This is a genomic window from Actinosynnema sp. CS-041913 (genome assembly GCF_050942485.1).
Lineage (GTDB): Bacteria > Actinomycetota > Actinomycetes > Mycobacteriales > Pseudonocardiaceae > Actinosynnema.
This window is the reverse complement of the sequence record NZ_CP192037.1, coordinates 7,056,239-7,077,645: the sequence shown is the minus strand read 5'-3', so window position 1 is coordinate 7,077,645 and position 21,407 is coordinate 7,056,239. Positions and strand designations below refer to the sequence as shown.

The 21,407-nt window shown below is 70.5% G+C and carries 25 protein-coding genes and 1 pseudogene; 13 read left to right on the top strand and 13 right to left on the bottom strand.

Features of this window, described 5'->3' with window-relative positions; all coding sequences use genetic code 11:
- Positions 1-86: 86 nt before the first annotated feature.
- From ACQPZF_RS31650 to ACQPZF_RS31640, 3 genes are all read left to right on the top strand, one after another.
- A complete protein-coding gene (locus ACQPZF_RS31650; protein ID WP_433263232.1) occupies positions 87-1,226 on the top strand; it encodes a PLP-dependent aminotransferase family protein in 1,140 nt (379 codons plus the stop codon).
- A gap of 72 nt (positions 1,227-1,298) precedes the next feature.
- Complete coding sequence (locus ACQPZF_RS31645) at positions 1,299-1,904, top strand: response regulator transcription factor (RefSeq protein WP_433263230.1); 606 nt, start codon at positions 1,299-1,301, stop codon at positions 1,902-1,904.
- A gap of 271 nt (positions 1,905-2,175) precedes the next feature.
- Positions 2,176-2,484 carry a hypothetical protein gene (locus ACQPZF_RS31640; RefSeq protein WP_433263228.1) on the top strand — a complete coding sequence of 103 codons (309 nt, stop codon included), beginning with the start codon at positions 2,176-2,178 and terminating at the stop codon, positions 2,482-2,484.
- A gap of 96 nt (positions 2,485-2,580) precedes the next feature.
- Here ACQPZF_RS31640 and rnhA read toward each other — a convergent pair whose 3' ends face one another.
- Entirely contained in the window at positions 2,581-3,021 is a 441-nt protein-coding gene (rnhA, locus tag ACQPZF_RS31635; protein ID WP_433274778.1) for a ribonuclease HI, read from the bottom strand.
- A 33-nt stretch (positions 3,022-3,054) separates the two neighbouring features.
- The gene (locus ACQPZF_RS31630) at positions 3,055-4,950 is read right to left on the bottom strand and encodes a UvrD-helicase domain-containing protein (protein ID WP_433263226.1); all 1,896 of its coding nucleotides are present in this window, start codon (positions 4,948-4,950) and stop codon (positions 3,055-3,057) included.
- A gap of 194 nt (positions 4,951-5,144) precedes the next feature.
- Here ACQPZF_RS31630 and ACQPZF_RS31625 point away from each other — a divergent pair, with 194 nt between their 5' ends.
- Genes ACQPZF_RS31625 through ACQPZF_RS31610 form a run of 4 tightly spaced genes read left to right on the top strand, consistent with a single transcriptional unit; the run spans position 5,145 to position 7,532 of the window.
- A complete protein-coding gene (locus tag ACQPZF_RS31625; protein WP_433263224.1) occupies positions 5,145-5,534 on the top strand; it encodes a hypothetical protein in 390 nt (129 codons plus the stop codon).
- Complete coding sequence (locus ACQPZF_RS31620; RefSeq protein WP_433263222.1) at positions 5,528-5,863, top strand: hypothetical protein; 336 nt, start codon at positions 5,528-5,530, stop codon at positions 5,861-5,863. The genes ACQPZF_RS31625 and ACQPZF_RS31620 overlap by 7 nt, the downstream gene beginning before the upstream one ends.
- Positions 5,845-6,930, top strand: coding sequence for a sensor histidine kinase (locus tag ACQPZF_RS31615; RefSeq protein ID WP_433263220.1), 1,086 nt, complete (start codon positions 5,845-5,847; stop codon positions 6,928-6,930). Before ACQPZF_RS31620 ends, ACQPZF_RS31615 begins: the two co-directional genes overlap by 19 nt.
- Positions 6,927-7,532 (top strand): response regulator transcription factor, encoded by a 606-nt coding sequence (locus tag ACQPZF_RS31610; RefSeq protein WP_433263218.1) that lies wholly within the window; start codon positions 6,927-6,929, stop codon positions 7,530-7,532. The genes ACQPZF_RS31615 and ACQPZF_RS31610 overlap by 4 nt, the downstream gene beginning before the upstream one ends.
- Positions 7,533-7,565: 33 nt before the next feature.
- On the opposite strand, the gene ACQPZF_RS31605 is transcribed toward ACQPZF_RS31610, so the two are convergent.
- Positions 7,566-8,909 (bottom strand): MFS transporter, encoded by a 1,344-nt coding sequence (locus tag ACQPZF_RS31605; RefSeq protein ID WP_433263216.1) that lies wholly within the window; start codon positions 8,907-8,909, stop codon positions 7,566-7,568.
- 398 nt (positions 8,910-9,307) lie between these two features.
- Here ACQPZF_RS31605 and ACQPZF_RS31600 point away from each other — a divergent pair, with 398 nt between their 5' ends.
- The gene (locus tag ACQPZF_RS31600) at positions 9,308-9,595 is read left to right on the top strand and encodes a hypothetical protein (protein WP_433263214.1); all 288 of its coding nucleotides are present in this window, start codon (positions 9,308-9,310) and stop codon (positions 9,593-9,595) included.
- Positions 9,596-9,696: 101 nt separating this feature from the next.
- On the opposite strand, the gene ACQPZF_RS31595 is transcribed toward ACQPZF_RS31600, so the two are convergent.
- Positions 9,697-10,224: a flavoprotein gene (locus tag ACQPZF_RS31595; RefSeq protein WP_433263212.1), complete on the bottom strand. Its 528-nt coding sequence runs from the start codon at positions 10,222-10,224 to the stop codon at positions 9,697-9,699.
- The gene (locus tag ACQPZF_RS31590) at positions 10,221-11,435 is read right to left on the bottom strand and encodes a helix-turn-helix domain-containing protein (protein WP_433263210.1); all 1,215 of its coding nucleotides are present in this window, start codon (positions 11,433-11,435) and stop codon (positions 10,221-10,223) included. The genes ACQPZF_RS31595 and ACQPZF_RS31590 overlap by 4 nt, the downstream gene beginning before the upstream one ends.
- 669 nt (positions 11,436-12,104) lie before the next feature.
- Between ACQPZF_RS31590 and ACQPZF_RS31585 the strand changes: the two genes are divergently transcribed.
- The gene (locus ACQPZF_RS31585) at positions 12,105-12,437 is read left to right on the top strand and encodes a hypothetical protein (protein WP_433263208.1); all 333 of its coding nucleotides are present in this window, start codon (positions 12,105-12,107) and stop codon (positions 12,435-12,437) included.
- Positions 12,438-12,451: 14 nt separating this feature from the next.
- Positions 12,452-13,051 (top strand): DUF7711 family protein, encoded by a 600-nt coding sequence (locus ACQPZF_RS31580; RefSeq protein WP_433263206.1) that lies wholly within the window; start codon positions 12,452-12,454, stop codon positions 13,049-13,051.
- Between the two features lie 58 nt (positions 13,052-13,109).
- On the opposite strand, the gene ACQPZF_RS31575 is transcribed toward ACQPZF_RS31580, so the two are convergent.
- From ACQPZF_RS31575 to ACQPZF_RS31555, 5 genes are all read right to left on the bottom strand, one after another.
- Entirely contained in the window at positions 13,110-13,550 is a 441-nt protein-coding gene (locus tag ACQPZF_RS31575) for a YbaB/EbfC family nucleoid-associated protein (protein ID WP_433263204.1), read from the bottom strand.
- The gene (locus ACQPZF_RS31570; protein ID WP_433263202.1) at positions 13,547-14,158 is read right to left on the bottom strand and encodes a pentapeptide repeat-containing protein; all 612 of its coding nucleotides are present in this window, start codon (positions 14,156-14,158) and stop codon (positions 13,547-13,549) included. Before ACQPZF_RS31570 ends, ACQPZF_RS31575 begins: the two co-directional genes overlap by 4 nt.
- Positions 14,158-15,162, bottom strand: a complete 1,005-nt coding sequence (locus ACQPZF_RS31565; RefSeq protein WP_433263200.1) for a hypothetical protein — start codon at positions 15,160-15,162, stop codon at positions 14,158-14,160. The genes ACQPZF_RS31570 and ACQPZF_RS31565 overlap by 1 nt, the downstream gene beginning before the upstream one ends.
- Positions 15,163-15,501 carry a hypothetical protein gene (locus tag ACQPZF_RS31560; RefSeq protein WP_433263198.1) on the bottom strand — a complete coding sequence of 113 codons (339 nt, stop codon included), beginning with the start codon at positions 15,499-15,501 and terminating at the stop codon, positions 15,163-15,165.
- Positions 15,502-15,594: 93 nt separating this feature from the next.
- Positions 15,595-16,155 carry a hypothetical protein gene (locus tag ACQPZF_RS31555; RefSeq protein WP_433263196.1) on the bottom strand — a complete coding sequence of 187 codons (561 nt, stop codon included), beginning with the start codon at positions 16,153-16,155 and terminating at the stop codon, positions 15,595-15,597.
- Between the two features lie 201 nt (positions 16,156-16,356).
- Here ACQPZF_RS31555 and ACQPZF_RS31550 point away from each other — a divergent pair, with 201 nt between their 5' ends.
- On the top strand, positions 16,357-16,791 hold the full coding sequence (locus tag ACQPZF_RS31550; protein WP_433263194.1) for a DUF4365 domain-containing protein: 435 nt from the start codon (positions 16,357-16,359) through the stop codon (positions 16,789-16,791).
- Positions 16,792-16,831: 40 nt separating this feature from the next.
- Positions 16,832-17,752: a hypothetical protein gene (locus ACQPZF_RS31545; protein ID WP_433263192.1), complete on the top strand. Its 921-nt coding sequence runs from the start codon at positions 16,832-16,834 to the stop codon at positions 17,750-17,752.
- Positions 17,753-17,816: 64 nt separating this feature from the next.
- On the opposite strand, the pseudogene ACQPZF_RS31540 reads toward ACQPZF_RS31545, so the two are convergent.
- A pseudogene (locus tag ACQPZF_RS31540) lies at positions 17,817-18,020 on the bottom strand (MBL fold metallo-hydrolase); the annotation flags it as partial.
- Positions 18,021-18,137: 117 nt separating this feature from the next.
- Here ACQPZF_RS31540 and ACQPZF_RS31535 point away from each other — a divergent pair.
- Positions 18,138-19,403, top strand: coding sequence for an ATP-binding protein (locus ACQPZF_RS31535; protein ID WP_433263190.1), 1,266 nt, complete (start codon positions 18,138-18,140; stop codon positions 19,401-19,403).
- A 369-nt stretch (positions 19,404-19,772) separates the two neighbouring features.
- Here the strand turns inward: ACQPZF_RS31535 and ACQPZF_RS31530 are convergent, their stop codons facing one another.
- Both ACQPZF_RS31530 and ACQPZF_RS31525 read right to left on the bottom strand, forming a co-directional pair.
- The gene (locus ACQPZF_RS31530; protein ID WP_433263188.1) at positions 19,773-20,450 is read right to left on the bottom strand and encodes an MBL fold metallo-hydrolase; all 678 of its coding nucleotides are present in this window, start codon (positions 20,448-20,450) and stop codon (positions 19,773-19,775) included.
- Positions 20,451-20,586: 136 nt separating this feature from the next.
- Positions 20,587-21,375 carry a maleylpyruvate isomerase family mycothiol-dependent enzyme gene (locus tag ACQPZF_RS31525; protein WP_433263187.1) on the bottom strand — a complete coding sequence of 263 codons (789 nt, stop codon included), beginning with the start codon at positions 21,373-21,375 and terminating at the stop codon, positions 20,587-20,589.
- Positions 21,376-21,407: the final 32 nt, after the last annotated feature.

The window sequence follows — 21,407 nt, the reverse complement described above, 5'->3', positions numbered from 1 at the left end:
TATTTCGGCGCCTCGACCCCAGTGCGACCCGCTTCCCGCGTGGCACGACCGCGTGCAGTCCGCTCCTGAGCGACCCGAGGAATCCCATGCCCCGCATCAGCGACGTCGGCAGCTCGCCCGTGCGCGACCTGCTCGCCCTCACCGCCCGTCCCGAGGTCATCTCGTTCGCCGGCGGCCTGCCCGCGCCCGAGCTGTTCGACCTCGACGGCCTGCGCGCCGCGTTCGACCGGGCGCTGTCCCGGCGGTCCCTCCAGTACGCGCCCACCGAGGGCGACCCGGACCTGCGCGCGCACGTGGCGGGCCGGATGACCGCGCGCGGTCTGCCCACCGCGGCGGCCGACCTGCTCGTCACCACCGGCTCGCAGCAGGCGCTGACGCTCGTCGTGACGGCCCTGCTGGAGCCCGGTTCCGTGGTGGCCGTGGAGGAGCCGACCTACCTGGCGGCGTTGCAGGCGTTCCGGCTCGCGGGCGCGCGGATCGTGCCGGTGGCGGGCGACGAGCACGGCATGGACCCCGCCGCGCTGGCCGACGTGATCACCCGCGAGCGGCCCGAACTGCTCTACCTCGTGCCGACGTTCGCCAACCCCACCGGCCGCACGCTGGCCGCGGCGCGGCGGGCCGAGATCGCCGCGCTCGCCGACCGGCACGACCTGTGGGTGGTGGAGGACGACCCGTACAGCGAGCTGCGCTACCGGGGCGACGAGCTGCCCGCGCTGGCGTCGATGAGCCCGAAGGTGCTGCACCTGGGCAGCTTCTCCAAGATCGGCGCGCCCGGCCTGCGGCTGGGCTGGCTGCGCGCGCCCGCCGGGCTGCTGCGCACGCTGGTGATCGTCAAGCAGGCGGCGGACCTGCACACGTCCACGATCGACCAGGCGGCAGCCGCCGCGTACCTGTCCTCGCACGACCTGTCCGCGCACGTCCACTCGCTGCGCGAGGCCTACCGGGAACGCCGGGACGCGATGATCGCCGCGCTGCCCGCGACCGTCCCGGACGGCACGCGGTGGAGCGACCCGGACGGCGGGATGTTCGTGTGGCTGACCCTGCCCGACGGCGTCGACACCGCCGAGGTGCTGCCCAAGGCGCTCGCGGAGGACGTGGCGTTCGTGCCCGGCGCGCCGTTCTACGCCACCACCCCCAACCGGGCCACCCTGCGGCTGTCGTTCACCACGAACACCGTCGCCGAGATCGCCGAGGGCATGCGCCGGCTGGCAACCGTCATGAGTTAGCGGTTCGCTTCCCGCGCCTGGTGATGCACCATCGACCCGGTCCGGTCCCTCCCGGCCCGGGAGGAGGCCGGCGTGATCCGGGTGCTGGTGGCCGACGACGAGGACCTCGTGCGGGTGGCGCTGGCGTCGCTGCTGGGCCTGGAACTGGACCTGGAGGTCGTCGTGCTGGCCGCGGACGGGCCGTCCGCGGTGGCCGCCGCGCTGGCCCACCGGCCGGACGTGGCGGTCGTGGACCTGGTGATGCCCGGCCTGGACGGCTTCGCGGTGACCGCCGAGCTGGGTCGCGTGCTGCCGTCGTGCGCGGTGGTGGTGCTGACCGGCCACGGCAAGGCGCCCCACCCGTACCGCGCGCTGGCGACCGGGGTGAAGGGCCTGCTGCCCAAGGGATCGCCGGCCGGGGCGCTGGCCGACGTGATCCGGCGGGTGCACGCGGGCGGCCGGTACCTCGACCCGGCGGTGTCGGCGACCGCGCTCCTGCCGCCCACCTGCCCGCTCACGCCGCGGGAGCTGGAGGTGCTGCGGCAGGCCCAGCACGACACGCCGGTGGCCGAGATCGCCCGCCGGATGGGATTGGCCGGCGGCACCGTGCGCAACTACCTGTCGGCGGCCGTGACGAAACTCGGCGCGTCCGGCCGCTCCGACGCCTTCACGACCGCGCAGGACAACGGCTGGCTGTAGCGACCCCGGACCCGGAACTGCCCACGTGTCAAAGGCGTGCGCGGTCGGGCGGTTCGACTGCCCCGTCGGGTCGATCCCGTCGCGGACGCCTTTCCGCGGCGGGCACGCCGTGTTGCCCTGTGGTGGCGACGTGGACGAATCCCCGATCCGCCGGCAGCGGGGGCCCGGAACCGATTCCGGGACCGGCCGGGGTGCGGGGTGGTCCTGCCCGTCGGGCGGGCGTCGCGTCCGGGCGCCGTTCGAGTGCCCGGCGGAGAAACGGGGAGGAACCATGGGGAACACGAGGGGACGCATCGGGTGGGCCTGGGCGGTCGGGATCGGGGCGGTGCTCGTCGCCCTGCTGCCGGGGGTGGCCACGGCCGCGCCGACGGCGAGCGCCGACCGTTCCGACACGATCAAGTGTCACTCGTTGGAGGTGGACGGCACCACGGTGTTCGGGTACGACTGCGGCACCGAGCAGTGGGGCGTGCTGGAGGGCTTCACCCTCGCCGGCAGCGGCGGCCGGCAGTTCCGCTGCGGGGAGGGATGGGCGGAGGGTTCCCTGTGGGTGCGGGGAGACGACTGCGAGCGGATCAGGTAGCCGGTCGGGCCGGAGATCGGCTCGCGGTGCGGTGAACGTCCGGTTTCGAGTGGCGGCCCCGGTGCGGGCCGCCACTCGGCGTTGCGCCCAGGCGGGTCAGCGGCCGGCGACTTCCCTGACGCCCCGGACCGCGAGCTGGTCGGCCCGCTCGTTGTCCACGTGCCCGGCGTGCCCCTTGACCCAGTGCCACTCCACCTGGTGCGGCGCGGCGGCCTCGTCCAGCCGCCGCCACAGGTCTGCGTTCTTCACCGGCTGCTTGGCGCTGGTCAGCCACCCGTTGGCCTTCCACCGCGCGAGCCACGACATGATCCCGTTGCGGACGTACGTGCTGTCCGTGTAGATCCGCACCACGGACGGCCGGGTGAGGCTCTCCAACGCCTGGATGGGCGCCATCAGCTCCATCCGGTTGTTGGTGGTGGGGCCGGCATCGCCCCCGTACAGGTCCTTCTCGTGCTTCCCGTACCGCAGCACGGCCCCCCACCCGCCCGGACCGGGGTTCCCGCTGCACGCCCCGTCGGTGTAGATCTCCACCACCACGTCACCCGCCACACCGCGCAACCTACCGACCGCTCAGTCCCGCACCTCGGCCCACCACAGGTAGTCCCGCGCACGGGTGGCCGCGACCAGGCGCTGCCGGACCCGCAGCTCGTCCGGCTCCACGCCGGGCGCCGGCGTCTCGACGACCAGCACGCCCTGGAAGTCCAGCCCCTTCGCCCGGTGCACGGTGCCGATCTTGAGGCGGTCGTCCGCCTCGCCGGTGAAGTCCTCCAGCCGTTGGATCGGGATGCCCGCGTCGGTCAGCGCCGAGGCGCAGCGCTGGGCCTCGGGCTTGGTGAACGTGATCACCGCCGCCTGCCCGGCCGGCACCGGCAGCCCGCGCACGGCCGCCGCCAACGCCGCCGGCAGGTCCCGTCCCGGACCGGTCCAGGTGTGCGTCCGGCCGCCGGTCGCGACCGTCTCGGCCTGCCGCAGCGTGACACCGGCCGCGCCGTCGAGGTCGTCCACGGTGTTGTTGGCGTCGAACCGCCGGGCGAAGTCGAGCACCCGTTCCCGGTTGCGGTAGTTCACCCGCAGCACCTCGCCGCGCCCCTGGATCGGGATGCCCGCGTCGGACAGCCGCCAGCCGCCCGCGTACACCTGCTGCTGGCCGTCGCCGACCAGCAGCAGCCGGTCCGCCTCGTCGCCCGCCAGCTCGCGCAGCAGCCGCAGCCCGGTCAGCGTGATGTCCTGCACCTCGTCCACCACGACGGCCTCGTACCGGGGCTCCGGCCGTTCCCGGCGGATTTCCTCCAGCGCGACGGTGATCAGGTCGTTGTGGTCGCGCACGCCCTTGTCGCGCAGGAACCGCTCGTAGGTCTCGTACAGCCGCCAGACCTTCTCCTTCTGGCCGGCGTCCAGCCGCACCCGGCGTCCCCGCCGGACCACCGCCAAGTACTCCTGGAGGGTCCGCAGCCCCCGGCCCTTGATCACGCGGTCGATCTCGGTCTGCCAGTAGCCCGGCGAGGGCTCCAGCTCCTCCAGCGCAGGCCGGTGCGCCAGCCAGGCGCGGCTGAACAGGGTGCGCGCCTGACGGGCGTCCACCACGACCCGCCGGTCCCGAGCCGCCAGGAAGTCCCGCACCCACGAGTGCAGGTTGGTGAACTCGACCCGGTGCGCCGACTCCGGGGCGAGCCGGTGGAACGCCGCCTGGTGCACGCGCGGCAGCGTCCGCACGAACGTGGTGAACAGCAACGGCCCGGTCGACCGCCGGGCGAGGTTGCGCAGCCGGTGCAGCGCGACCACCGTCTTGCCGGTCCCGGCCGGCCCGCTGATCCGCGCCGGACCGCCGTACCGGCGGGTCGCCACGGCCTGCTGGTGCGGGTGCAGGAACGTCAGCCACGTCTCGAACGGCCGTTCCTGGGCCGCCGCGAGCTGGTCGCCGGCCACATCCTCCGCGGCCAGCAGACCGACGGGCTCCGGGGACCGTTCCGGCGCGGAGACCCGTAGCTCGGGGTAGTCGGCGAGCCGTGCGGCGACCTGCTGCGCGACGGCGTCGACGTGCCGGCGGTCCAGGTGGGGGTCGCGGCGGAACAGGCGTTCCACCTCGCCCTCGGCCAAGGTGAGGAACGGCTCGGCGGCCCGCGTCGAGCCCACGAGGACGTAGTGGATCGCGCTGCGCGCCAACACCTGCCCCTTCGGCCCCCGGACGCCGGCGAGCCGGCCCTCGACGTGCCGGACGACCGCCGGACCGTCCACCGACTCCCCGACGACGACCGCGAACACGCCACCGGACCCGACCAGGACGGCGTCCGCCCGATCGCGGCGGCCCTGGTCGCGGTGCACGAACAACCGCCACCCGACGGCCGTGTGCGACGCCAGCGCGCTCAGCACCCGCCGCCGGCCCGGCTCCGCGCCCGGCAACCTCCGGGCCACGGACTCCCCGGCGAGCCGCTGGACCTGCCGCCACGAGTGCGCGCTGAGCGCCATCCGCCCTCCCCGTCACTTCTTGTGGCGACGGTAGGACGTGATGCGGTCGCGTTGCGAGTGATCAAACGCCGATCACCCGGATGCCGGCCAGGCGCATAGCGCACCGTCGTCCCGAGCCGGCCATGCGATCCGCACGGGTTTTCCGTGACACCGCGCAGGTGGGAGTTGCGCGTCGCGGGCCGCAGTTTGGTCCCATGACACGTTCCGCACTCATCTCCCTGCCGGTGTCGGCCGCGCTGGGATTCCTGATCGTCGCCGACGACAACGGCGACTGGACCGGTTTCGGCACGTGGGGCCTGCCCGCGTGCGCGTTGGCATACCTGGTGATCGGCCTCGTGCGCGGCTTCGCACGACGGCCGCGCGTGCTGGCGGCCCAGGCCGTCGGCGTGGTCGTGTTCGGCTCGGTGGCGGTCGGCGCGTTGCTGCTCGCCCCCGACGTCGGCCGGTACGTGGTGGCGGCGGGTTGGCTGGCGCACGCCGCGTGGGACCTCTTCCACTATCGCGCACGGCTGGTCGTGCCGCCCTGGTACGCGCTCGGCTGCGTCGTGGTCGACACGTTCGTGGGGGTGTCGCTCGCATGGTGAGGCACTTCTTGGGGATGCTGGTCGCGATGGTCGTCGGCATGGTCGCGCTCGACCCGGTGTGGGGGCTCGCGGTGGACCTGCCGGACCGGGCGGACGTCGGTGCGCTGGTGATGGCCACGAACATGACCATCGGGATGTCGCTGTGGATGTGGTTCCGCCGCCACCCGTGGCGGGAGGTGGTGGAGATGGGCGCGGCGATGTACGTGCCGTTCCTGGTGCTCCTCGGCCCGTTCTGGGCCGGGTGGGTGTCCGGCTCGTTCCTGATGGCCGCCGGCCACCTGCTGATGCTGCCGTGCATGGCCCTGGTGATGTGGCGGCACCGCGCATGATGCGGCGGGCGCGGCTGCTCACGTTGGCGTCCGTGGGCATGGCGTGGTCGACCAGCCTGGTCGGGCCGGGGATCGGCGTGCTGCTGGAGTCCCGGACCGAGTGGGTGGTGCTGGGCGCGATCGGCGTGGTGCTGTTCGCCGCGGCGCACGCCGGCGTCCTGTACGCGGCCGTGTCGCCGGTCGCGCGTGGGCCGTGGCTGGTGGCGTTCGCGGTGGCGTCGCTGCTGACCGTGCCGCTGCTCGCGCCGGTCGCGGCCGGCCGGTGGGAGACGTGGGCGTGGGTCGGGGCGTCGCTGGTCGGCACCGCGCCCGTGCTGGTGCGGCGGTGGTGGGCGGTCGTGCTGGGCGTCGTGGCGGTGGCCGTGGTGCTGGCGGGCGATCCGTTGCGCGCCTTGCTGATCACCGGTGGTGTCGGGGTCGGTTTGGCGCTGGTGCACGTGCTGCCGGTGTGGCTGTGGGACCTGCTGGTGCAGGTGCAGGACGGACGTGAGGCGCGGGCGCGGCTGGCCGTGATCGAGGAGCGGCTGAGGTTCGCGCGCGACGTGCACGACCTGCTGGGGCACCGGCTGACGGTGATCGCGCTGAAAGCTGAACTCGCCGAGCGACTGGCCACACTGGACGGTGCGCGGGCCGGCGAGGAGGCTGGCGAGGTGCGGGTGTTGGCGGCGTCGGCGTTGGCGGATCTGAGGGAGGCGGTGCACGGTTATCGAGCGGTGGACTTGGCGGAGCAGGCCTCCGCGATCGAGCAGGTGTTGACGTCGTCGGGCGTCCGGTGCACGGTGTCGGTCCCACCGTCATTGCCGACGGCGGCGCGTGAGCTGTCGTGGGCGTTGCGGGAGGCGGGCACGAACGTGCTGCGACACAGCCGGGCCCGGTGGTGCACGATCGACGTGGCACTCGAACCGGACCTGGTCCGCCTGACCGTGGCCAACGACGGCGCGCCGGGCGTCGCCGGCCGGGGGTCCGGGTTGGACGGCCTCGCCGAGCGACTGGTCGGTGCGGGAGGGACGCTGCGCACAGGGGAGGAGGGCGGGGTGTTCACGCTGGTGGCGACCGTGCGGACGTGATACGCGTGCTGCTGGCCGACGACGAGGAGCTGATCCGCGTCGCGGTGGCCGCGCTGCTCGGCCTGGAACCCGACCTGGAGGTCGTGGCCCAGGCGGCGGACGGCCGCGCGGCGGTGTCGGAGGCGCTGGCCCACCAGCCGGACGTGGCGGTGGTGGACCTCCAGATGCCGCTGCTGGACGGCTTCGAGGTGACGGCGGAGCTGGCCAGGTCCCTGCCGACGTGCGCGGTGGTGATCCTGACGGGTCGCGGCAAACCGCCACACCTGCAACGCGCGCTGTCCACCGGCGCCAAGGGGTTCCTGCCGAAGGGCTCGCCCGGCGGCACCTTGGCCGACGTGATCCGCCGGGTCCACGCGGGCGGTCGCTACGTGGACCCGGCGCTGGCGGCGGACGCCCTGACCACGCCGCCGTGCCCGTTGACGCCCCGGGAGCTGGAAGTGCTCAGACTGTCCGAGTACGACACCCCGGTCGCCGTCATCGCCCGCAAAACCCACCTGTCTGCGGGCACCGTGCGCAACTACCTGTCGGCGGCCGTGGCGAAGCTGGGCGCGGCCGGCCGCAGCGAGGCCTACCTGACCGCCCACGACAACGGCTGGCTGTAGGCGGCCGGCTGCGGACCGGCCGGCTGTAGGACGTCACCGCGCCGCGACGACCTCCCGCCGCAACAGCACGTGCGCACCGGCCGCGGTGAGCAGACCGAAGCAGCCCAACGCGATGACCACGGTCCGCAGCGCGTCGGTGAAGCCCCCTCCAGCGAGGTGACCGCCGCCGAGGAACGCCAACGCGGACCCGACCGCCGCCAGCGTGACGGTCTCCGTGGCGAGACGTGCGGTGTTGAACAGACCCGCGGCCGTGCCCGCTTGGGCGGTGGGCGCACTGGAGATCGCCAACCCGTCGATGACGCCGGTGGTGACACCGATCCCCGTGCCGGTCAGCAGCAGCGGTGCCAGGAGCGTCCACGGTGTGGCCTCCGGGCCGATCGTGACAAGCCCTGCCACACCGGCCGTGGTCACCAGGATCGCGCCGACCGACAGCAGCCGCGGCGACCGGCGGGCGATCGCCGCCCCGAGAGCGGGGAGCAGGACGGACGGCAGGGTGAGCATCAGCATCCACAGCCCGGCCTGAGCCGGGTCGAGACCGACGACGTCGATGAAGTACGACGGCAGGTAGACGAGCAGCGGGACGAGCAGCCCCATCATCGTGGCCGCGACCAGCGAGTACCCGAGGAACGACCGATCGCCGAGGAGCGCGAGGTCGAACATCGGCGCACACCGACGACGCTCGACCCGCACAAACCCGACCGCGCTGACGACCACCAGAACCACCGCGCCGAGCACCACCGGATGCGCCAGACCGAGCACAGGGCCTTCGACGGACACCGAGATGAGCGCCCCAAGCCCGACCGTGAACAGAAATCCACCGGCCCAGTCGACCTGCTTGCCGCCGATACCCGGCACAGCGGGCAGGAAGGGACACAACAAGAGCACGAGACCGGCGAGCACCGCGGGAACCCCGAACACGGCCCGCCACCCGACCGCGTCGACGAGGAAGCCGGAAACCGTCGGCCCGAAGGTCAGCCCGATGCCGAGGACGGTGCCCAACGCCCCGAACACGCGGGCGCGGGCCGGGCCGTCGAACGTCGCGGCGAGCAGGGACTGCCCGGCCGCCGTGGCGACCGCGGCGCCGACCCCGGCCAGCAGCCGAGCCGCAACCAGGACCCCGACGTCCCCCGCGAAGGAGCACAACACACTCCCGACGAGGAACGCCGAAACCCCCACGACGTACAGCCGCCGCTTGCCGAACAGGTCCGCGAGCGAACCGCCGAAGGCGAGGAACGCGGCGAAGCACAGGTTGTAGCCGGTGACGACCCATTGCGCGCCGGTCGGCGACGCGTTCAGGTCGTCGGCGAGCCCCGGCAGCGCCACCGAGGCGCCGGTGATGGTGAGCGGGAAGGACAACGAGGACAGCAGGACAGCCATCGGGACGAGGACGCGGCGGTTCACCCGATCCGGGCGACCGGCGTCAGGAAGGGGAGAGTTGTGCATGAAAGGCTCCGGAACGCATGGGCGGAGCCGGGCAGCCCGAACAGCCACACCGGCGAGGACTCGCTGATGCGGCGGAGCGCGAAGCTATGTGCTGGGGTTTCGCGCCGCCGCTAGGGGCGGCGCACCCTGTCCGAGGCGGGCACCCGCAAAGGCTAACCGACTGCCTGTTCGGCAGCGGGTTCCGGCCCGCGTGAGCGAGGATGGCCGGGTGAAGTGGACGCGTGCGGTGCAGCATCTGCGGGACTCGGCGATCGGGTCCGCCCACCCGCGCCGAGCACGGACGACCTGTGGCGTGCCAGTGAGGTCTCCCTCGACGTCCTAGAGTCGTGTGGGTGGAGGTCTTCCTTCTCTGGCACGTTCGGCATGCCGCGAACCCCGACGGTCCGGTCGAGCATGTCGGTCAGGACGGTGAGCTGGTCTGGTCGGAGGAAGCCGGCGACGATCTGAAGATCCTGGGCGTGTACTCGACGGAGCGCCGTGCCCGCGAGCGAATCGAGCACGCGAGGAGCATGCCCGGTTTCTCCGACGAGCCGAACTGCTTCCTACTCGACAGGTATGTTGTCGACGTGGACCAGTGGGCCGAGGGTTTCGCCACTGTTCGTCCTGATCACAGCCCTTAAGTCACTCGACCACCTCCGACGCCGGCTATGGCTCGGGCGAGGCGGTGGGAGTCGCCCTCGGCGGCAAATGGAGAGCGCCGATGTACGGCTACTGGCAGGACCTACTCCACCGCATCAAGAGCTAGCTGCCACGGGTACTCGGCCATGACACGGTCTCCGTGCCTGGGCGGGTGCGGCTGGAAGCCATCTTCGCCGAAGAGCACTCTCACACCTGCTGCCCGCAGCGCGTCGATACTGCGGCGGAGCACCTTGTTCGCAGCAAGAGCGGTATTCACGAATGGCAGGACTGCGATCGGGACGCCGAGGCCGGTCAATTCCGCGAGTTGGGTGAGGACGTAGGTGTCGGCGATGCCTGCTGCCCATTTGTTGATGGTGTTGTAGGTGGCAGGGGCCACGATGACGGCGTCGGCTTTGGGCAAAGCGGGTTGGCCTTGACGTTGGTAGTCGGTGCGGACGGGGTGGCCGGTGAGGTGTTCGAGTTTGTCAAGGTCGAGAAAGTGATCGACGGCGGCCGGTGTGGCGACGCAGTGGACCGACCAACCTCTGTCCTGGGCCAAGTCGATCACGACGTCGACATGGTCGGCCGGACCGGCCCCGCAGATCATGAGATAGAGGACTCGGGTAGTCATGCGGGGACTCCGGCTCGGTGGGCGATCTGACGGATCTGGCGGGCAGGTTCGCCGGTGGTGGTGGACAGCAGGGCCCGCAGCAGGCTGTGGGCTACCGGACGGCAGCGGACTTCCTGTGGGGCGATGCGTTCGGCTTGGGCGAGGTTGCGAGTGGCGTCGGTGTAGTTGCCGCGGTGGGTGTTGGCCTGGGTCAGGTCGAGCAGGAAGTTGGCTCGGCGTTCCGGTGGCAGGGCGTTGAGAGCACCCGGCGGAATGGTGCTCGCGAAGCGAAGGGCCACGTCGGCCTCGTGGAGGCGAACGAGGGCGGATACTCGGTGGATCGCCACGTTGGTGCGGCCGAAGTGTGTGTGATGGGTGTCGTAGTGGGGTTCCATGCGTTCGGCGGCTTGGAAGGCTTCCTCATGCATCGACAACGCCAGTGCGGCGTCCTCCTGCTCTGCTGCGGAGATGGCGGCGGCCAGGTAGAGCATCCCGAAGAGGGAGAGCAGGGTGCCGGATTCGCCGGGGACCTCGGGGCGCATCCGGTCGGTCATGCTTATGAGGGCGTCCACGGCTTCAGCGCGCTGACGGGCAGCGGTCATGGCTCGGGCGACGCTGCGGGTCGCGCGCGCTTGTGACCAGGTGTCGTCCACTGCCAGGGCGGTGTGCATGGCACGGTCCGCGGCCAGCCAGGCCAGGTCGTGGCTCTCGAACTTGAGCAGCATCGACGACGCCAAGCGGTAGGACATGACCAGGACGCGGTGGACCTCGACCTCCTCCGACGGCGAGGCCGTGAGAGCGGCGGCCTGTGCGGCTTCCAGCAGCTTTGGGAGCTGTTGGGCGATCGTCGTGAAGTGAGACGAGGTCCAGGCGTGGTCCAGGTACTCCGCTTGGCGGGCGAGCCTGGCTACCGCCGGCGTCTCCTGGGGCGAGGCGGCCAAGCCCGGGTAGCGGCCCAGTACGGCGCGGATGGCGGCGACTTCAGCGGGGTCGACACAGTCCGCCGCGCGAGCTGCGGCCGGGGCGTCGGTGAGGACGCCGGGGTCGATGGAGAGAGCTTCGGCGACCAGTTCGATGGCGGGGATGAGGACCAGTCCACGTTCGCCGGTTTCAATCTTGTCGAGCCAGGAGGTGGAGCGGCCGATCATGTCAGCGAACTGCTTGCGGCCCAGGTTGCGGCGTAGGCGCCAGTAGCGGACGCGCTTGCCGATGTGATCGAGGGTGTCCTGCATCGCCCTCCTCTCCAGCGGATGGCTGGTGCGCGTACGGCAAGGGTAGCTTCCGGGTGGTCACACATTTTGTACAACTTGTCATGCTCAGTAGTCCCTACGTTGGCCAGAGCGATTCGACTTCGAGCGGCGTAGGTGTAGGGCGGGTGGTTGTGATGACCAAGGCTGCGGCGCAGCCGTTCCCGGCATCGGCCGGGTGAGGCGGGATCGGTGCCGCACACGGTTCGGTTGCGGACGAGGGCATTCTCCAGGGCGGCTCAACTTGGCGGGTTCCGCTCGGACTACGCGCTGGCCAAGGCGATGGAGGTCAACAGGTCGACGGTGGCGCGGGTCGTCAGCGGTGACCTTCGACCGGGGCCGGCCTTCATTGGGGGTGCGCTGATCGCGCTTGCACCTATGCAGTTCGAGGACCTGTTCGAAGTCGTCCGTGTGACCTGCGAATAGGTGTCGTGATCAGGAGTACTCCAGGTAGAGAGGTGTTGCCGTGCTGGTCAGTATGTGTCGGGCAGTCCGAGAAGTTGCTGAAGGCGCTGGAGTACGTGGAGATGGGGCGGCCGGTGCCGCGTGGAGCCGTGCCTGGCTTCGTCCGGCCTGCGCGGTCACGGTTCATCACCAGACCCACGCCCGTGTCGAGCACCACGATGATGTCGTCGGCCTCGTGAAGGAGTGTGCGTGAACGGCGTGACCGGGGTCGGGCACCGGACGGATGAGGAGTTCGCCAGGTTTGTGGCGGGCCTGGTACGAGATGACGCGCCACGGCTGTTCGCCATCGTGGAGGAGTACGGCGAACGGGAGGACGCCGAGGTCGCCGCTTACGGCCTGGACTTCGGCGACCACACCGACGTCAAGTCCGTCGAGGGTGACTTCCGCCTGCGCTCGCAGAATCCGCAGAGCGCATTGGCTGTGTTCGGGCACAGCACGGGTGCGACCGGCGTGAGTCGGTTGCACCTGGTGTGGCTCGACGGCGCCGAGTCCGCGTCACCGTTCGATGTGCCCGGCAGGTGAGGGAAGATGGCACCGTGAAGTGGACGCGTGCGGTGCAGCACCTGCGGGATTTGGCGGCGAAGTGCGCGGAGTTGGACGGTGTGTCGATCTACCGGTTGCGGGTCGTCCGGTTGTGGGCAGTCGGTGACATCCTCGGTCCGACTCGCGATCTGGAGCAGGTCACCGTGGCGTTGGCCGTCGACCTCCCGGTGGACGAGGTGCCGTGGCGCGGCGAGCCGATCGGCGCCGAGCACTGGGCCAACGCGACTCGCCTGGCCAAGAACCCGATCGTGCCGCTGTGGCGATCAGCGCACGGTCCCGTCTGGAACCACCACATCGACCGACCGGCTCTGGTGTGGGAGGCGGAGAGCGGGACGGCGGAAGAGACCTTGACGGCGTTGGCGGAGGGACGCGGTGATCAAGTCCGACCGCCCGCACCGAGCGCGGACGACCTGCGCAAGCGCCTCTCCGACGAGTTGGCGGTGAGCCTCCGCGCGCTGCGTGGTCGCACGCGCGTCTACGAGGAACGGCGCTGGCATCCCGGCAAGCTCACGCCCGTCGCCGACGATCTGTGGCGGGCCAGTGACGGCTACCTCGACATCTTGGACGCCGTCGCCCGCACCGGGACCGGCTGACGAGAGGGCGTTCCGCGTCGAGCGTGGAGAGTCGAGGCTGATGAAGGCCGTGGTCTCCTCACTGGCGTTTGCGGTGCAGTTCCGAGATGCGCTGGATAGCCGCCATCGACTGGCGGACACCTTCGGCGGCCCGGTCGGCGGCACGCAGCGAGTCGGCGGACAACTCGTTCAAGGTGCGGGTCATCTGGTCCAGTGACGGCGGGGTCGGCAGGGACTCCGCCGTGGCCGTCCGGGCGGCGTCAAGAGCGGTGTTGGTGGCTTCCACGATCGCCGCCACCAGGTCTGGCAGCCGGGTGCGCAGCGCCGACGGGTCGACGCGCAGAGAGCTGACGCGGCCCAGGGTGGCTTCCACGCGGACCATGCCGTCGAGCGCCTCGCCCGTCCCCACAACGGGTTCGGAGGGTGCGGAGGGTGGTGCGCCGGTGTCGGCGCGCACCTGCGCGAGCTGGTCCTGCATACGGTGCACGATGTTCCTGGAGGCGTCCCAGGGGTCGGTCATGGCTGCGCCTTTCCGGTGAACGGCCGCACCAGGGCGCCTGCCTCGCGCAGGGCGTCGATCGCGTCGACCGGTCCGCCCGGACCTACGACGAGGCTGCCCGGCAGGACCGTCCCCGTCGCGTCCGACGCGTCCCAGCCGGTGACGAGGTCGGCGTCGAAGCCGGTGCGCTCGAACCGGGCGCCGCGCAGCTTCGCCCCGCGCAGGTCGGTGCGGCAGAAGTACGTCTTGGTCAGGTCCGCGCGGTCGAGGGTGGCGTGGATGAGCACGGCGTCGGTCAGGTCCGTCCGCAGCAGCCGTGCGCCGGTGAGGTCCGCGCCGGCGAGGTCGGCGCCGGTCAGGTTCGCCTTGTACAGGTCGGCGTCGGTGAGCCGGGCGTTGCGGAAGTCCGCGCCGACCAGGTCCGCGTGGCTGAAGTCCGTGCCGGTGAGGTCGCAGCCGGACAGGTCGGTCTCGTCCAGCACCGCGCCGTCCAGCCGCAGCCCGGCCAGTCGCAGCCCGGTCAGCGCCCGGCCGGTGAGCACGAGCTGCCGGCCCGTGCCGTGGTCGTTCCAGGCGTGGTGGTCGCGCAGCAGCGCCTCGAACTCCGCCTGCGTCGGTGTCGCGCTCATCAGTAGATCACCACCTGACCCGCCCACTCCGGGTGGGACGCGACGAGTTCCTTCAGGTTCTCCCGGTCCGCCGCGGACAGTTTCGCCGTGTCCAGCGCGACGTGCTCACCGGCCGCGATCTCCCGCAGGATCGACTTCTCGGCGGCGTCCCTGGTGTAGCCGCCACGACCGGGCCGGGTGTGGAAGCCCTTCACGTCCCAGTCCTGGCCGTTGCCGTCCTTGAAGTCCGCGCCCGGACTGCCGCGCTCGACCGGCGGCGTCACCGCGCCCATCTTCTCCAGGCCCAGCGCGACGTCCGCTTCCCGCCGGGTCGCGTCCGTGACCTTCCCGCCGTTGTCCGGGTCCTTGGCCAGCTCCTCCTTGCGGCGTTCGTACTCCTGGCGCTCCGCTTCCCGTTCCGCGGGGGTGTCGAACTCGTCGACGCCGTCCTCGGAGGAGTGGATGGGCCGCGAGCTGAGCCGGTCGATCTCCTTGCCCAGGTGCTCGCGCACCAGCTCGGACAGCGGCGCGCCCAGCGCGCGCACCGCGGTGATGGTGGCCGTCACCAGCGCGACGATCGTCCGGTTGACCACGACCGCGGCCTCCGCCGCCGCGGCCAGCGACGCGCCGAGGGTGAAGAACGCAGCCGCGATGGCGGCGGCCAGGATCACCGCGAACGCCACGAGCTGCGCGATCACCAGGATCTTCAGCGTCAGCACCAGGCCGCCCGCGGAGTAGAACGCGATCGAGACCGCACCGGCCACGATGCCGCAGTCCACCAGGTACCCGTCCTGACCGGACAGCTTCTCCCAGTACCCGCGGAACGCGTCGAGCCCCGGGCTGCTGTTCTCGGCGAGCATGGTCTGCACGGCGGCGGACGCCGCTTCCGCGTGCTCGGCGGCGTGCTGGGCGAACCCACCCCAGTACTCACCGCACTCGAACAGCTTGGTCTCGTCGGCCTCCGGCCACGTGCACCCGATCCAGGACAGCGCCTCGATCAACTCGGGTGGTAGCTGGAGTCCCATTCACACCTCGCCGAGGCTCGCGACGATGTCCTGGACCCGGCGCATCTGCCCGGTGTTGTCCTGTTCGACCACCGTGTACTCGGTGGCCATGTCGTTCATCGCGGCGGCCGTCTCGACCAAGCAGAACCCGGTCTCGTTGAAGTACTCCAACGCCGTCGGGCCGATGATCGCGTACATCTCGGCGAGCGCGGCGCCGAGTTCGTCCGAGCCGTACGGCGACCCGACCGCGTCCATCTCGGCGGACAGCCGGCTCACCGACTCGCCCCAGTCCTGCCCCGCCCCATCGACCGCCTGCGCCGCCGAGTGGATGCTCTCCGGCCGTACGTCGACCCGCCCCATGGCCGGACCGTAGCACGGTGGGTAGTCGGCCGGATGCGTTTCGACGCAGGCCGATGAGACCCGAGGAGGGCCGGTAAGGCAGTGTCGAGGTGATCACACTTTGATGATCAAAGTGATGGTCGCGGCGACAGCGGAGGCGAAGCTGCCCACCGCACCGACAGTCGCGGCCTGCGCGCCGATGGTCGACCACGACCTCCGGCACAACTCCGCCCACCGTTGGCGCCTGACGACCATCTTCACCTTCTCCCACTTGTGCTTCCTGATCCAGCACCCGATCAGCAGCCCGTGCGCGTTGTTGCTGCACGGCTTTCCGTTCGTGGTGTTGGGCGCCATGCACCACATGGGCGCGGCGAACAGCATGTACAGCAGCGACAATGCGGAGAGCGCCAGGACGAGAATGATGTTGGTGTCGTTGCCGAACCACACGTAGACGGCGGCTGCCAGAACCAAGTACCCCCAAAAGCGCCAGATTACCTTCTTGGTCCGACTCTTCGTTCTCCCCATTGGCTCGAAACTAGTCACCGGAGTCGACATCGCGACACGTCCGAATGGGTCGACATGGCGCTCGACCGGGTGTGGCGAGTTCAATTGTGCACCACCAGTGCCGATAGGCTCAGGGATCACATCGATCACGCGGTACACAGGCATAGCCATCACGACCACCTCCAAGGTGCGGCGGGCGGCAGGTGCGTCCCGTCTGCAACCGATGCTTCATCTCCTAGTGGATCCATGCCCGGATGAACACGTCGGATCGACGTACTGCAATGAGCCACTATCCTCCGACCGCACCTCAACCTGTCGCGGACCATCTGCCCGGTCGCCGCGCACCATGATCCGGAGGTTCCGTTGCCGAAAGTGCCTGACGCTCGCAGACCCAGCCGTGCGGCGGTCAACGCACTGCGGACGCTTCTGGAGCGACACAATCACATAGTCCAGGAGGTGGACGGCCAGAACGACTTCGGCGAGGACCAACACGTCACGTTCACCGAGGACGGCGAGGTCACCGGCGACCTGGTCAAGATCCAGGTCAAGGGCGGCCGTTCGTGGCGCAGGGCCGACGGGTACGCCGTGCCGATCGGTGACCACGGCGGCACCTGGGCCGATGGCAACATCCCGGTGCTCTGCGTTGTGCACGACCCGGACACCGACGGTCTCTATCGGGCCAATGCCACCAAGGAGCTGCTGTCGGCGCGGCGCAACGGCGAGGTGCTCAAGACGATCACCATGAGCCCGGACCGGAAGTTGGACGATGAATCCATTGCGGACTTCGTCGCCGAGGCCAGACGCTAGCTGAGCCGTTATTCGGGGCAACCGGATCATCCAGGCCCAGTTGGGCGAGATGGCGGGCGTCGACTTCGGTCCATCGGACATCGTGCAGCACCATGTGAACGTGTTCGGCGAGGATCTGATCTTCTGGCAGCGCCGGGGTGAGGGATTCGCCACCCTGCTCCACAGCGACCTCGACTGGCATCCGGAGCACATCGGCCCTGAGCACTTCCACCCCAACGGTCGACCAGGCATGCTTCCCGGCATACCCGTAGTGGCGGAAACGATCCTGAGCACGGCCGAGGCACAGTGGCTGGCGGCCTGCTTCGACGCGGCCCAGTGGGCTCGCAAACCCGCCGTCGACGATCCGCCGCTCCACACCAACATCGACGCACGTGACAACTACGTGGCCAAAAGAGTCGAACGCCGTCTTCGGATCGATCCCGACGCGTTGACCCGGTCGATCCAGGAACTCCGCGCCGAGACCGCGATCGACCACGAGCTGGCCACCATCGCCGCGGAGTTGGAGTCGGATGCCGAGGCAGGTGCCGAAGCGCTCTCGACACCGTGGCGTGAGATGTCGGACAAGGCGCGTCGGCTCGTCACGTTCTACCTGGTCGAAGAAGTGCACGTGGGTCCGCCCGCGTTGCCGATCGACGAGCAGTTCCGGATCGTCTGGCGATGCCCCCGGCCGGCTGCGGAATACGATTTCGGCGCGCGGGTCGGACAGCCGAGCACTCGCATGTCGTCGAACCGGGAGATCGTATCGGCTTTCCAGCTCAGGCCGGGCGACAGGATCTACTGGCTGAGTCGGCACGGGAACGAACGCGGCCGGGATGTTTCGGCCGTCTGGGATTCCGAAGACACACCCGGAGCCGTCTGCGTGCTTTTCGATCAGCTATCGCTGGGAGACACCTTCTGGCCGGAGGAGTTGTTCGTCCGGAAAGCGTCCACCGGACCGCGCCTCGGCGCATTCCCCGGTTAGCTCCCCTACAGCGAAACGGGGCCCGTCTGACAGTCAGGCGGCCCCGTCCGGGAGGTCCTTCAGCTCACCAGCCGCGCGAACGCCACTTGCCGAGCTTGGGACGCTCTGCTCCGATCGTGGAGTCGTCCCCGTGACCGGGGTAGAACCAGGTGTCATCGGGCAGTTCGCCGAAGACCCGGGCCTCCAGGTCGTCCATCAGACTCGTGAAGTCCTCCGGGCTCGTCGTCCGTCCAGGACCGCCCGGGAACAGCGAGTCACCGGTGAACAGGTCATTTGGATCGCTGTCAGCGGTACCACTGCTGGGCAGCGGTTCGGCAGAGTGTGGCCCAGGCTTGGCGCGTTCTGTCGCTTAGGGGAACCGCGTTCTGTCGGTTAGGATCGACTTGTGAGTACTCTCGTACAGCGCAACGCAGCTCCGAGGGTGACCGAGCTGCTGGCTTCGTTCCGCGTGGTCCTGCTCGGTGGCGCGCGGCAGACCGGGAAGACGACGCTGGTGCGCGAGTTGCTCGACCTGCCCGACCACGCGTGGTTCAGCTTCGATGACGAGGCCGTGCTCGCCCGTGCGGCGGACGATCCGGTCGGTTTCGTGGACGCCTTGCCGCGACCGGCGGCGGTCGACGAGTTCCAGCGTGCCGGACGTGGTTTTCTGCTCGCGGTGAAGCAGGCGGCCGACCGTGACCGCGCGCGAGGTCAGATGCTGTTGACGGGGTCGACCAACTACCTGGCCGACAAGGGCCTCTCGGAGACCTTGGCGGGTCGTGCCGGGAGGCTGCTGCTCTGGCCATTGTCGATGGGGGAGCGGCTCGGCGTGCGGGAAACCTTCCTGGACTTGCTGTTCGAGCCGGCCCGATGGCCGGCTCGGTTCGAGCCGTTGCCGCGTGCGGAGTTGATCAGCACGCTGTTGGAGGGCGGGTACCCCGAGATCGTCACCGAGGGACTTGCCGGACGTCAGCGCCGGAACTGGTTCGAGGCGTACGTGCACGACGTCGTGTCGAGGGAGGCGCTTCGCCCGATCGCCGAGGTCCGGTTGGAGGCCGAGCTGCGGAAGCTGCTGCGCCTCCTGGCCGCTCGTACCGGTCAGGAGCTGGTCGTCGCCGGAGTCGCCGGGGACGCCGACGTCGGCCGTGAGACGGCGTCGAACTACGTGACCCTGCTGGAGGCCCTCCACCTGGTGACCTTGCTGCCCGCGTGGTCGACCAACATCACGAACAGGGCGAAGCGTCGCCCGAAGGTCGTGGTCGTGGACACTGGTCTCGCGGCGGATCTCTGCGGTCTCGGCGAGCGGGCGTTCTCACTGACCGCGGATGGGACTGCGGCAGGTGCGCTGTTCGAGACGTTCGTGATCACCGAGGTCTTCAAGCAGGCCACGTGGAGCGAGCGGAGCGTGGACCTGTCGTACTTCCGCGACCGTGACGGGGCCGAGGTGGATCTCATCGTGGAGGACCGCAGGTCTGGTGAGCTGGCCGGCTTGGAGATCAAGCTGACCAGCACGCCGACTGCCCGGCATGCCAAGCACCTGGTGATGTTGCGGGACAGGCTGGGAAGCCGGTTCACGACGGGTCTGGTGCTCCACGCCGGATCGCAAGTGCTGCCGCTGGGCGACCGGATCTGGGCCGTTCCGGTTTCCGCTCTGTGGCGGTCGGACACCTGACCGCGGTGGCGGCCCCCTCAGCCGACCCCGTCGGTGCGTCACCCGGCGGGGTTGGCCGGCTGTGCCCCTGGCGATCGACCACCAACCGTGCGAGCGCCACGCCTCCAGGTGGGCCAGTCCTCCGCGGTCGTTGTCCGGCCTTCCCCCACCTGAGGATCCGGGCGGTGTCAGCAACAGTCCGACAGTGCTCGACGGCATGGTCGTTGTCATGGTCGGACGGGCATGTTGAGCCGTACCACGCCCAAGGGGTCGTGGAGCGTGTCGACAGTGTTCGCTGGGCGGGTGAACCGCGGTCGGTCACCCGCGCCGGATCAGATGGCGTCGAGGAGATCGCGGATCCTCTCGCAACGGCTTTCCGGGATCTGCGAGTCACCAACCGCGTTCCCGCCACTCACCGAGCTTGGGACGCTCTGCTCCGATCGTGGAGTCGTCCCCGTGACCGGGGTAGAACCAGGTGTCATCGGGCAGTTCGCCGAAGACCCGGGCCTCCAGGTCGTCCATCAGACTCGTGAAGTCCTCCGGGCTCGTCGTCCGTCCAGGACCACCCGGGAACAACGAGTCGCCCGTGAACAGGTGCGCACGCCCACCCGGCTCCCGGTACAGCAGCGCGATCGACCCGGGCGTGTGGCCCCTCAGGTGGATCACGGTCAGCGGCACCCGGCCCACCGGCACGGTGTCCCCGTGCTCGACCAACTGATCCGGCGGAATGGGCAGCACCGAGGCGTCCAGCGGGTGGGCCACGGTGTTGGAGCCGTTCGCTCCCGCCACCGCGCCCAACGCCCCCCAGTGATCGGCATGCCGGTGGGTCGTGACCACGGTCTTCAGGCGCGGGCGTTCCAGGGAGTGGCCCACCAGGTCCGAGAGGCGGGACGGGTCGGCTGCCGCGTCGATCAGCAGGGCCTCGTTCGTCGCACGGCACACGAGCAGGTAGGCGTTGTTGTCCATCGGGCCCACCGAGATCTTCGTGATGGTCAGTTCGTCCAGCGTGCGGCGGGTGGCCGGGCCGTCGGGCCCGACGTGGCCCGTGTAGTCCTCAAGTACGTCCACGAGCGCCGACGGTAGTCGAAACGGCAACCTCAAGGGATCGCCACAAGTTCATTCGATCGAGTTATGACGGCCTTCACAACTCCCAGCTCCGAGCGTCGTTAGGCACCGGCCCGGCGCCCGACGACGCGCACACCGCTCAGAGCCACCTGGGCAGCGTCGGCACGGGCCCGTCCAGCCGCGCGCCGCTCCGGCGCCCGGTCAGCCAGCCGAGCACGGCCGCCGCCGGGCCGCCGACGGTCACCGGGTCGCCTGCCGCCGTCAGCTCCCAGCCGCGGTGGCGGCCGTCCGGCAGCGTCACGTCCAGCCGTACGGCCGGCACGTCCGCGCGGTCGGCGAACCGGCCCACGGCCTCGTCCACGAAATCCTCCACCAGGTGCGCCGGGATGTCGTCGAAATCGACCCCCGAGTCCAGGTCCACCAGGTGGACCCACACCTCGCGCAGCCTCAGCCACGGGATGCGGTGCGCCAGGAACGGCCCGCTGTGCGGGTACGTGACTTCCGCCTCCCACGCGGTCGGCGGCAGGTCGCGCCCGGCCGTCGCGAACCGCTGGCTCGCCGCGTCCAGGTCGGCCCGCAACAGTTGCGGCAGCCTTCCCGCGCCCTCGGCGATGTCCGCGTCCCGGTCCGCCGGGCTCGGGTACATCTGGTGTTCGACGCCGGTCTTCGCCCAGGTCAGGAGGTTGACCAGGGCGTCGGCGTTGCGGGCGAGATGGGTCACGACGTGGGCCCGGCTCCAGCCGGGCAGCAGGCTCGGTCCACGCACCGCGACCTGGTCCAGGCCCGCGACCACGTCGTACAGCGCCTGTGTCGCCCGTTCCACCTCGGCTAGACCGGCGACGGCGTCCTGGACCGCCGCGGACTGCTCGCGCGGCGCGGGTACGCTCGTTCCGGAGGACCGGACCTGGGCGGCATCAGCGAAGCTCATGGGCACCTCATCCCCGACATCTACGGCCGAAT

What these genes read in the sequence shown, in the direction of transcription:
- ACQPZF_RS31575 (WP_433263204.1), bottom strand. Translation starts at nt 13,550, where the DNA reads ATGACCGACCCCTGGGACGCCTCCAGGAACATCGTGCACCGTATGCAG.
- ACQPZF_RS31525 (WP_433263187.1), bottom strand. Translation starts at nt 21,375, where the DNA reads ATGAGCTTCGCTGATGCCGCCCAGGTCCGGTCCTCCGGAACGAGCGTA.
- ACQPZF_RS31570 (WP_433263202.1), bottom strand. Translation starts at nt 14,158, where the DNA reads ATGAGCGCGACACCGACGCAGGCGGAGTTCGAGGCGCTGCTGCGCGAC.
- ACQPZF_RS31650 (WP_433263232.1), top strand. Translation starts at nt 87, where the DNA reads ATGCCCCGCATCAGCGACGTCGGCAGCTCGCCCGTGCGCGACCTGCTC.
- ACQPZF_RS31560 (WP_433263198.1), bottom strand. Translation starts at nt 15,501, where the DNA reads ATGGGGCGGGTCGACGTACGGCCGGAGAGCATCCACTCGGCGGCGCAG.
- ACQPZF_RS31625 (WP_433263224.1), top strand. Translation starts at nt 5,145, where the DNA reads ATGACACGTTCCGCACTCATCTCCCTGCCGGTGTCGGCCGCGCTGGGA.
- ACQPZF_RS31595 (WP_433263212.1), bottom strand. Translation starts at nt 10,224, where the DNA reads ATGACTACCCGAGTCCTCTATCTCATGATCTGCGGGGCCGGTCCGGCC.
- ACQPZF_RS31555 (WP_433263196.1), bottom strand. Translation starts at nt 16,155, where the DNA reads ATGGCTATGCCTGTGTACCGCGTGATCGATGTGATCCCTGAGCCTATC.
- ACQPZF_RS31620 (WP_433263222.1), top strand. Translation starts at nt 5,528, where the DNA reads ATGGTGAGGCACTTCTTGGGGATGCTGGTCGCGATGGTCGTCGGCATG.
- ACQPZF_RS31565 (WP_433263200.1), bottom strand. Translation starts at nt 15,162, where the DNA reads ATGGGACTCCAGCTACCACCCGAGTTGATCGAGGCGCTGTCCTGGATC.
- ACQPZF_RS31590 (WP_433263210.1), bottom strand. Translation starts at nt 11,435, where the DNA reads ATGCAGGACACCCTCGATCACATCGGCAAGCGCGTCCGCTACTGGCGC.
- ACQPZF_RS31605 (WP_433263216.1), bottom strand. Translation starts at nt 8,909, where the DNA reads ATGGCTGTCCTGCTGTCCTCGTTGTCCTTCCCGCTCACCATCACCGGC.
- ACQPZF_RS31630 (WP_433263226.1), bottom strand. Translation starts at nt 4,950, where the DNA reads ATGGCGCTCAGCGCGCACTCGTGGCGGCAGGTCCAGCGGCTCGCCGGG.
- ACQPZF_RS31640 (WP_433263228.1), top strand. Translation starts at nt 2,176, where the DNA reads ATGGGGAACACGAGGGGACGCATCGGGTGGGCCTGGGCGGTCGGGATC.